The 8,362-nt window shown below is 57.5% G+C and carries 9 protein-coding genes and 2 pseudogenes; 4 read left to right on the plus strand and 7 right to left on the minus strand.

Going from position 1 to position 8,362, the window contains the following annotated elements:
* The first annotated feature begins 107 nt into the window (after positions 1-107).
* Positions 108-920 carry a nickel-binding protein gene (locus tag PDO_RS05850; protein ID WP_007599113.1) on the plus strand — a complete coding sequence of 271 codons (813 nt, stop codon included), beginning with the start codon at positions 108-110 and terminating at the stop codon, positions 918-920.
* Positions 921-1,128: 208 nt separating this feature from the next.
* Here PDO_RS05850 and PDO_RS28940 read toward each other — a convergent pair.
* The 6 genes and pseudogenes from PDO_RS28940 to PDO_RS05875 all read right to left on the minus strand — a co-directional run.
* Positions 1,129-1,270: pseudogene (locus PDO_RS28940) on the minus strand (IS3 family transposase); the annotation flags it as partial.
* A gap of 174 nt (positions 1,271-1,444) precedes the next feature.
* Positions 1,445-2,113, minus strand: a complete 669-nt coding sequence (locus PDO_RS05855) for a CDP-alcohol phosphatidyltransferase family protein (RefSeq protein WP_007599115.1) — start codon at positions 2,111-2,113, stop codon at positions 1,445-1,447.
* Positions 2,110-2,433: a hypothetical protein gene (locus tag PDO_RS05860; protein WP_458574639.1), complete on the minus strand. Its 324-nt coding sequence runs from the start codon at positions 2,431-2,433 to the stop codon at positions 2,110-2,112. The genes PDO_RS05855 and PDO_RS05860 overlap by 4 nt, the downstream gene beginning before the upstream one ends.
* A gap of 65 nt (positions 2,434-2,498) precedes the next feature.
* The gene (locus PDO_RS05865; RefSeq protein WP_007599119.1) at positions 2,499-3,446 is read right to left on the minus strand and encodes a phosphatidate cytidylyltransferase; all 948 of its coding nucleotides are present in this window, start codon (positions 3,444-3,446) and stop codon (positions 2,499-2,501) included.
* Positions 3,443-4,087, minus strand: coding sequence for a lysophospholipid acyltransferase family protein (locus PDO_RS05870; protein ID WP_007599123.1), 645 nt, complete (start codon positions 4,085-4,087; stop codon positions 3,443-3,445). Before PDO_RS05870 ends, PDO_RS05865 begins: the two co-directional genes overlap by 4 nt.
* 282 nt (positions 4,088-4,369) lie before the next feature.
* The gene (locus tag PDO_RS05875; RefSeq protein WP_007599124.1) at positions 4,370-5,833 is read right to left on the minus strand and encodes an FAD/NAD(P)-binding protein; all 1,464 of its coding nucleotides are present in this window, start codon (positions 5,831-5,833) and stop codon (positions 4,370-4,372) included.
* 139 nt (positions 5,834-5,972) lie between these two features.
* On the opposite strand from PDO_RS05875, the gene PDO_RS05880 reads away from it, so the two are divergent.
* Positions 5,973-6,512 (plus strand): flavin reductase family protein, encoded by a 540-nt coding sequence (locus PDO_RS05880; protein ID WP_007599125.1) that lies wholly within the window; start codon positions 5,973-5,975, stop codon positions 6,510-6,512.
* 31 nt (positions 6,513-6,543) lie between these two features.
* Positions 6,544-7,428: an acyl-CoA dehydrogenase family protein gene (locus tag PDO_RS05885; protein ID WP_007599126.1), complete on the plus strand. Its 885-nt coding sequence runs from the start codon at positions 6,544-6,546 to the stop codon at positions 7,426-7,428.
* On the opposite strand, the gene PDO_RS05890 is transcribed toward PDO_RS05885, so the two are convergent.
* Positions 7,412-7,858 (minus strand): RrF2 family transcriptional regulator, encoded by a 447-nt coding sequence (locus tag PDO_RS05890; RefSeq protein WP_007599133.1) that lies wholly within the window; start codon positions 7,856-7,858, stop codon positions 7,412-7,414. The genes PDO_RS05885 and PDO_RS05890 overlap by 17 nt on opposite strands.
* A 266-nt stretch (positions 7,859-8,124) precedes the next feature.
* Here PDO_RS05890 and PDO_RS26975 point away from each other — a divergent pair.
* Positions 8,125-8,362, plus strand: a pseudogene (locus PDO_RS26975) (nitrilotriacetate monooxygenase); the annotation flags it as partial.

An 8,362-nucleotide genomic window follows, 5' to 3' on the forward strand; every position in this document is an offset into this window, starting at 1 on the left:
GTCTAGCCAATGAGCGAGGGTCGTTGCACGGTCAGAGATGGACGACTGTCCGTGACTGTCGTAAAATGTTCTTCAGATGTGGCAATGGAATCTTCGGGAGGAAACTCATGCCTATCTTCATGGACCGGCACGATCTTGCCGGAGCTTCCGCTGCGGATGTCGCTGAGGCGCACCTGAAAGATCTCAGTATTCAGGATCAGTATGGTGTCAAATTTCTGACCTATTGGTTTGACCATAGACGAGGAACGACCTTCTGCCTGATCGATGCACCGGACGTGGAAACCGCTCAGTGCGTACATCGAGAGGCGCATGGGTTCATCGCCGGCGAAGTCGTGGAGGTAGCATTATCCGCTGTCGAGGCGTTCCTCGGCCGAATACAGGATCCTACAGCGGCGGCTGCGACTTCAAGCCATATGGATGCTGGTCACCGGGCGATTCTTTTCACCGACATCGTCGGATCTACCGAAATGACATCTCGACTTGGCGATCGTATGGCCACCGAACTTGTCAGGGCTCACGATGCCCTCGTTCGCGGTTGCCTGGGACGGCAATCGGGCCGTGAAGTCAAGCATACCGGGGACGGAATAATGGCCGCATTCTCCTCCACCGTGTTTGCCGTAGACTGCGCCATTGATATCCAGCGCGAATTCCATCACTTTAACTTGGGCAGTTCCGAGCCAATTCACATCCGCATTGGACTGGATTGTGGTGAACCCGTCGAAGACAGCAATGATCTTTTCGGCAAGACTGTACAACTGGCAGCAAGGCTTTGTGCTGCCGCCGGTAGCGATCAAATCCTGATATCAGAAAACATATGCCAAGAGTATGGCATGACCAGTGCATTCACAAATGGCGGCCATCACAGATTGAAAGGATTTGCAAAGCCAGTCCTAGCGTATCGCTGCGAATGGTTGAACTAAATATGACTTGCCCCGTCCAGATAATATTTTCCAGTTGCCACCTTGAACTGTTCCTGACGATACCAATTCCGACGTATTCTCACTACGACACCGTCAGGCTGTAGAACGGCGAAAGGCACCTGTTCTGTAGGAGAGACTTGTAGCATGCGGAAATACCGAATGGCTGGGCCATCAGTGGTAAACACCTCCGCAGCGGTCGCGATCTCGCCAAATCTGCTCGTTTGCCGCTGGCGACCTCGGCCTTTTTCACCCACTCATGTAGCGTCTGCGCTGTGCAGCCGATCTTGGTGGCGATAGAGCAGCACCGCCGCCCATCTTTACGAACGCTCGCCGCCGTGATTCAAAACCATCCACACGGCTCGGGCGCGGACTTACCCGGAAAAATTACTCGCCGTTGCTCATAATAGCTCCACTTTCTCAGAAGTTGGAGCCACCGGCGAACCTGGGGCGGCTCAGGGATGAGCCCAACCTCGTGTCCGATAAACCGGCAGCGGGTCACTTGCCTCTGCACCGCGATGGATCTGTCATCGCTCAATCTCGTCAGGCACGTTTCTGGCGCCTTTCAGGCACTTGATCAGCGTGTTTGCACGGCGGAATGCCGTGAAGGCAGCGCCAATCGCGACCACGGACAACCCAATCGTCAGCACCTGATTGTGTCCATCCCAGAGCGGCTCTACAAGCGTCGCCAATGTCGCTGCGGTTACCGTCGCCATTCGGTGCTGCTTGGCCATCGGACCGGAGAAGTCGCTCGGATGGCCATTGGCCCGACCAAGTTCACGGATGTAAGCCGTCAACACAGCAAAGGCTCCGGCCGCCCATCCGAGATCCGGCATGCCGATGCCATAGCCGAGGCCGACGAAGATCAGAAGGTCTGCGACGCGATCGGGAAACTCGTTCCAGAATGGACCGTCAGGCTCTCCCTTTCCGCCTTCGATGGCAACCATGCCGTCGAAGAGGTTGCAAAGCAGCCGGGCCTGACAGCAGAGCGCTGCGAGCAACAGCAGGCTCACACGCGGCCAGCCGCTTGCAGCACCGGCCCAATAGAAAGCCCCGCCGGCCATCGCCGCTGCCGCCATGCTCGCTTGGGATATCTGATTGGGCATGATATTGCGCGCCGCCAACCAGCGGGCAATTGTGCCGGCCCAGCGGGTGTTGCGGCTTTCCAGCGGTCGTCGATCGCCTATATCGGTCATGGCCCTCGCCTTGCAGAGATTGAGTAATTGTAGAGCGTCGCGTAGCTTGTCGAGACCAGAAGCGGAACGGCTATGGTCTTCCATATTTCCGGTGTGCCACTTGCCGCATGGATCGCAAGGAGAAGACTGGCCGACCCGAGGCAGGCAATGGCCGGCGGAGCCCATAGCTGCATCGGATAGGCGATACGGTGCGAAAGGCCATCGATCACCGATTTGAGCAAGAGCGTCAGCCCGGCCGACATCGTGCCCTGCACCAGGCCGGCATAAATCGGTCGCGGCATGTCATGGCCGTGATTGACGAACACCGCCCAACTCCCCATCGCAACGAAGGCAAACAGGACATGCACCCATCCCTTGCGGGCAAACCGTCGCAGGGGTTCCGCTGTCAAAGCGACCACCAGTAGCGGACGATATGGAAAAAGATTGGTGCCGAGAAAACGACGGAATCCAGTCGGTCGATCAGGCCGCCATGGCCCTCGATCAAATTGCCCCAGTCCTTTACGCCGCGGTCACGCTTGATCGCTGACATGACCAGGCCACCGAAGAAGCCCATCAGCGTGATGATGAAGGCCAGAAGGCCGGCCTGAAATGGCGTGAAGGGCGTGATCCACCATAGAGCTGCACCAATCAGCGTGGCGCTGATCACGCCACCGACAAAGCCTTCGACGGTTTTGGAAGGTGACAGCTTGGGAGCGATCTTGGTGCGGCCGAACATCTTGCCCCAAACATATTGCAGGACGTCACTGAGTTGGACAACGATGACCAGGAAGGCGATCAGCAGGACATTGCGGCCCTCGTAGCCGGGAATGTGCAGGGTCAGCAATGCTGGCACATGTGAAGCGCAAAAGACGCAGATCATCAAGGCCCATTGCACTTCAGCGATGCGGATCAAGAAGCGCTCGGTGTCGCCCCTGAGCACCGAAATGATCGGCATCAGAAGGAAGGCATAGACCGGAATGAAGATCGAAAAGATACCGTATTCTTCTGCCCAGAGCAGATAATACTGGATCGGCACGACAAGGAAAAAGGCTGCGGCAAGGGCCCAGTGATCGGCCCTACGCGTGTTGATCAGCGTCACGAATTCGCGCAACGCGGCGAACGAGCAGAAGCCGAACAGGACCAGCACGCCGATCCGGCCGGCGACAAAGGCAAGGCCGATCAGCACCACCATCACCCACCAGGCCTTGATGCGCGCATTGAGGTTTTCAATCGATGCGTTCGATCCGGTTGGGGAAAAGCGCAGCTGGAGACCGTAGCCGACGACAGAGGCAAAGATCAGCACACCGAAGATGCCGGTCACAAGCACCAAGAGATCAGAATTCGCGTCACTCATTCGCCACTCCCTGCCGGTCGAGGAGACAGGGCCAGAAGGGCGGTCTGCATCCGTTCAAGAAACGCGTCTTTGCCTTCGTCAGGTACGATGCGCAATGGATTTCCGAAGGAGACTGTGCAGATCAGCGGGATCGGTACAATCTCTCCCTTTGGCATGACCCGGTTCAAATTGTTGATCCAGACCGGAACGAGGTCGGTGTCCGGACGCGCTGCGATCAAATGGAAAATTCCGCTTTTGAACGGTAGTAGCGGTGCGTCGGTCTGGTTGCGCGTACCCTCGGGGAAAAGAATAAGGGAGGAACCGGCGTCGATCGCTTCGGCCATCTGCTCGATCGGATCATGGATGCGATTGTCGCGCTCTCTGGCGATCAGAACTGCGTTGAACACGTCACTGCCAATGAAGCGTGTGAGCCTGGATTTCAGCCAGTACTCGGCGCCCGCGACGGGGCGCGTCTGCTGCCGAAGCCTTGGCGGCAAAACCGCCCAAACCAGCACGAAGTCGCCGTGGCTGGAGTGGTTGGCGAAGTAAATGCAGGGGCGGGTCGGCAGCCCCTCTTCGGCCCAAATTGTGCGAACCGCCGTGACCGCGCGGGCAAACAGCACGATCACTGACGCCGCGGCCTCTGTCAGCAAAGCCTTCATTCTTCCCCCCGACCTAACCCAGCATTAGCATCAATCAAACTCTATCATCTGCACGCGGGGAAGAAAGATCCATGCCAAAGCTCGATTGGCCGCAAATGAGGTCAAAATATCGTTGCTGCTGGATTCGCCGGGAGGACAACCAACCTAAATGTGTTTCGGCATGCTGCCACCATTCGCACGGCGCGAACTTCGCACAGTGCCTGCAGTATTCCTAACAAGGCGACACAAGGAGGCTGGATTGCCGTGAAGTACATTCACCGCAGTCCAGACAAATGGCGCGTCCTAGTCTTGCCGTCCGATAAATATGGTCCGGTTCCGCCTTGCCAGCGTTCTCAACACCACCTCCACAAGGTTCGCCGCCTGAGCAGCAATCTCCGGCACGCCGATCAACTCACCAAATGCCGGGCGAGCGGGCGGACCCGCGACGAAGAGACTGGTGTTCGGGGAGCCGTCTAGCGAGATGACACGACCTCCTCGATCGCAAACCAATCCCAATCCCAGCGCGTCGGATTGAACGGTCCCCTCTCGAAAGAGGGAGAGCAAAAACTTCTGGTGCACACCGTAGTTGCGGAAATCGGGTCCTGTCGCGAGCAGAATATGGCCGCAGCGATGCTCGAAATCGCGATTGCTTTTTGTGGTAATCCTCGCAACGAGATCTCGCCCGTCCTGCCGTACGGATGTCAGGTCTCCGATAAGGTTCTCGACGTGACCGCTGGCCATTCCCTCTGTTAGGGCAGCGGACACCTGCGGCGGCATCCGGTATCGATGGACGTCGTACCACCGGCGCAGGCGACGAAGCAGTTTCAGACGCTCAGCGTCCGGCAGCCGTTGCCAGATCGACTGAGCCTGCTGCCGCAAAGCATCGAAGACGGACTGCCAGGGGATGCCGTGTGTTTCTGCCTCCGAGATGGTTGCCCGTACCTTAGCCAGGATACGCCGGGCGCTGGTCAGGGTCTCGTCGTGGAAATTTCCGTAGGGCGAAAAGCCACCGCCTGCGTGCGGTCTCGGCAGAAGGCCGGAACGGGAGAGAAGCGAAATCTTCCCCTGATGTCCCTGGGCGTTGAGCCGCACCAATGCATCAAGGGCGGTCAGTCCTGAACCGACAATCAGGATATCGGTGGCCCAGCAGATGTCTTGCAGTGCATCCGGCGCCATTGCATCTGTCACCCTCATGGCCGTTGGCTTGCTCAATTTTTCCAGAGCCCTAGGTCTCGAGGCTGGGGGATGCCCCGTCGCGACAATTAGCATGTCGGCTACAATCGTCGTGCCGCCAGCGCCCGTCACGTGCCACTGATCATTCACCCGACAGACTGTCGATACCGTCTCATGAAGGTGACGAATGGTACCGTCCTCGACCAGAGGGGCCAGTTGCTGGTGCATGAAGCGACCGAAATCACGGCGCCGCGCAAAAATCCCTTCAGACGTGACGGCCGCCGGGTCGACGGTCAAGGTACCGCTTGACTGCATCCAGTCGAGAAAGGCCGACGGCGTGCCGGGGACGGCACGCATCCGATGGGCCGCGACGTTGAGACGGACATCGGGGTCGCTCGTGTCGTAAGCGAGGCCACTGCCGAGTTGTGTACGCGGTTCAAAGACCGTGACATCTTCGACATGTCCGAAGCCGCGCTCGACGAGAAGTTTGGCGACAGTTGCTCCCGTGTAGCCGCCTCCGACAATGACGACCCTTGAGCCCGGCATATGATCGGTGGTCCTCGCCCGCGGCGAGGATATCCTGATTTTCAACATGGCAGTCTTCCTTCCGGTTCGCGGCAGTAGATCTGGGCATATTTTCTATAAAATATATGTAGATTAAAAACGCTTGTCTACTGCATCAGTTCTACGGCTGATATCTCTTGCTCCAGATGAGCCCAAAGGGAGTGGAATTATGAGCCGTTTTATCGCGACAGAGTTTGCCGAGCCACGCATTCGTCCCGTCTTCGATCGACCTGCCGATGCTGATAATCTGAAAGAAGCCATGAGAACACTGGGCGGTGGGGTCAGCATTGTGACGGCGGGCGAAGGCGATCTAAGGTCAGGAGCCACGGTCACTTCTGCGACGGCATTGTCGGTCGATCCCCCGCGCATGCTTATTTCCCTCAACAGGACATCCTCGACATGGCCTGTCGTCGAGCGCTTCCGCCACTTCGCCATCAATGTCCTGGGCGCGGAACACCTGGTGCTTGCGAACCGTTTTGCTGGGATCGGTGGTCTGAAGGGAGCAGAGCGCTATCGTAGTGCCGAATGGACCAGGCTTGCCAGCGGCGCGCCCGTACTGGAAGATGCCGTTGCAGCTCTGGACTGTGAAGTCGAGGAGGCGATTGAGAGACACAGCCATGTCATCGTCATTGGCAGAGTGCTCGCTATTCGGATCGGATTTGGAAATTCATTGCTCTATCAAAACGGGAGATACCATTCTGTCGATTGATGACAATCAGTCTTATGTCCAGAGGGTTTGAATGATGAAATCGGCATCCGATCGACTGCGTCCGGTCCCCGCGAAGCTCCCGACCGAAGGTCAGGTTCTCGCCGTGGTCGAATCGATCGTTCTGAGACCCGTTTCCGATGGACAGGATATGGCGGCGGCAACCTTGGCCAAGTCAGGCCTCCTGGCCATATCAATTCCGGCGATTTTTGGTGGCGCGGACATTTCCAACGTCGTTGTGGCGGAAGCAATCAGCAGATTGTCGACCTGGAATATGAGAACAGCCGAACTTTTCGTCCATCATCTCATTGCCCTGGAACTTCTCCGCACGAGCGGAACGACCGAACAGCGAAGAGCCGTCTACAGCCGGGTAGCCTTGGGAGAAGTGTTCCATTTCTCCGCAGGCCCGACGGTTCCCCCCATGGCCCGCCTGGTGCGCTCAGGCCTCTCTTTCATGGTCGAACCTGCGCCTTCCATGCCGCCGCCGCGAGGAACCGATTGGCATGTCCTGATCGCTACCGCAGCAGGCATGGGCGAGGTCGCCTTCATCCTGTCATTCGAAGATGCACAGCCATCGGATGGCGATGTTTCACCGACAGCGCCGCCAGTTTCCCCGGACAATGTCCTTGTATTGGGGCTGGATGCTCTCTCGCTTGCTGCACTCATGCAGGCTTTCCTTCGAGGAGCAATCTGTCGCGGGGCAATTGATGCTGAGCTTGGCAAATACGATATCGGCGATACCAGCGCATCTGCCATTGAATTCGAACTTCTCGATGCAATTGTCTTGAAAGTCGCTTCGATCATCGACGGCATTCAGGTGGATGAACCCACCCTCGATCTGGCGCAGACGGAAAGATTATGTGAGGCATTACAGACAGCGTGCCTCCGCTGCACCGACGAGGTCACTCCCCCGCAATAAGATCCTCCGCAGGGTTCTCGCGCGCGACGAACTGCGAAAGCGTCATGTTGTCGAGGATGGACGCGATAGCATCCCGTACCTGCGTCATCGAAATCCGAACCTGGCAAGCAGAGGGATCGCGACAATCATCACAGGCCTCGAATGCGGTTCGGCTGGCACATCGGATTGGCGCCAGCGGTCCGTCCAGGGCGCGGATGACCTGGCCGATCATGATTTCATCGGCAGGCTTCGAAAGCGCATAGCCGCCGTTCGGTCCCTTTTTAGAACGCAGCAACCCATTGTTTCGCAGTTCCAGCAGAATGGTGTCGAGAAACTTCTTCGGGATGTTGTTGCGCGTGGCGATATCGGTGACGAAAGCCGTCTGTCCAGGTTCCAACCCTGCCAGGTCGACCAGGGCCTTCAAACCGTATTTGCCTTTGTTGGTAAGCATTGCGAGGAATTCCGGCCCATGGCCACCGCGATTGAGTTTCTACCAAATTATATAGTTTTTCTGAATTAATCGTTCAAGCTCGTCTTCCCGTTTCTAGTCGGCGATCCGCCTCCTTTCGCATTCCGCAGCAGGTTCGTGCTTATTGGCCGCCGCCGTTGAAAATCAATTCGTCAATAGCATGAATCTTCGCAATCCTATTTCTCTATATAAATTATAGACAATATAGGCTGCTCTCATTCGATCATCTGACTGAGAGAGGACCAGCCATGACACGCAAGATCAGACTTGGAGCATTCCTGCCCGGTGGAGGACAGCACGTCGCCTCATGGCGCCATCCCGACCAGCCGGTTGACGGCGCCGTCAGCTTTGAATTTCACAAGCAGTTGGCGCAGACCGCGGAGCGCGGGCTGTTCGACGCCTATTTCCTCGCCGACGGTCTCGCCGTCGGCTTTGGCGGTGCTCGCGAAGGCGGCAACGCGCGGGTTGCAGGCTTCGAGCCCGTAA

It is taken from the genome of Rhizobium sp. PDO1-076, assembly GCF_000247475.1.
Classification (GTDB): Bacteria; Pseudomonadota; Alphaproteobacteria; order Rhizobiales; family Rhizobiaceae; genus Allorhizobium.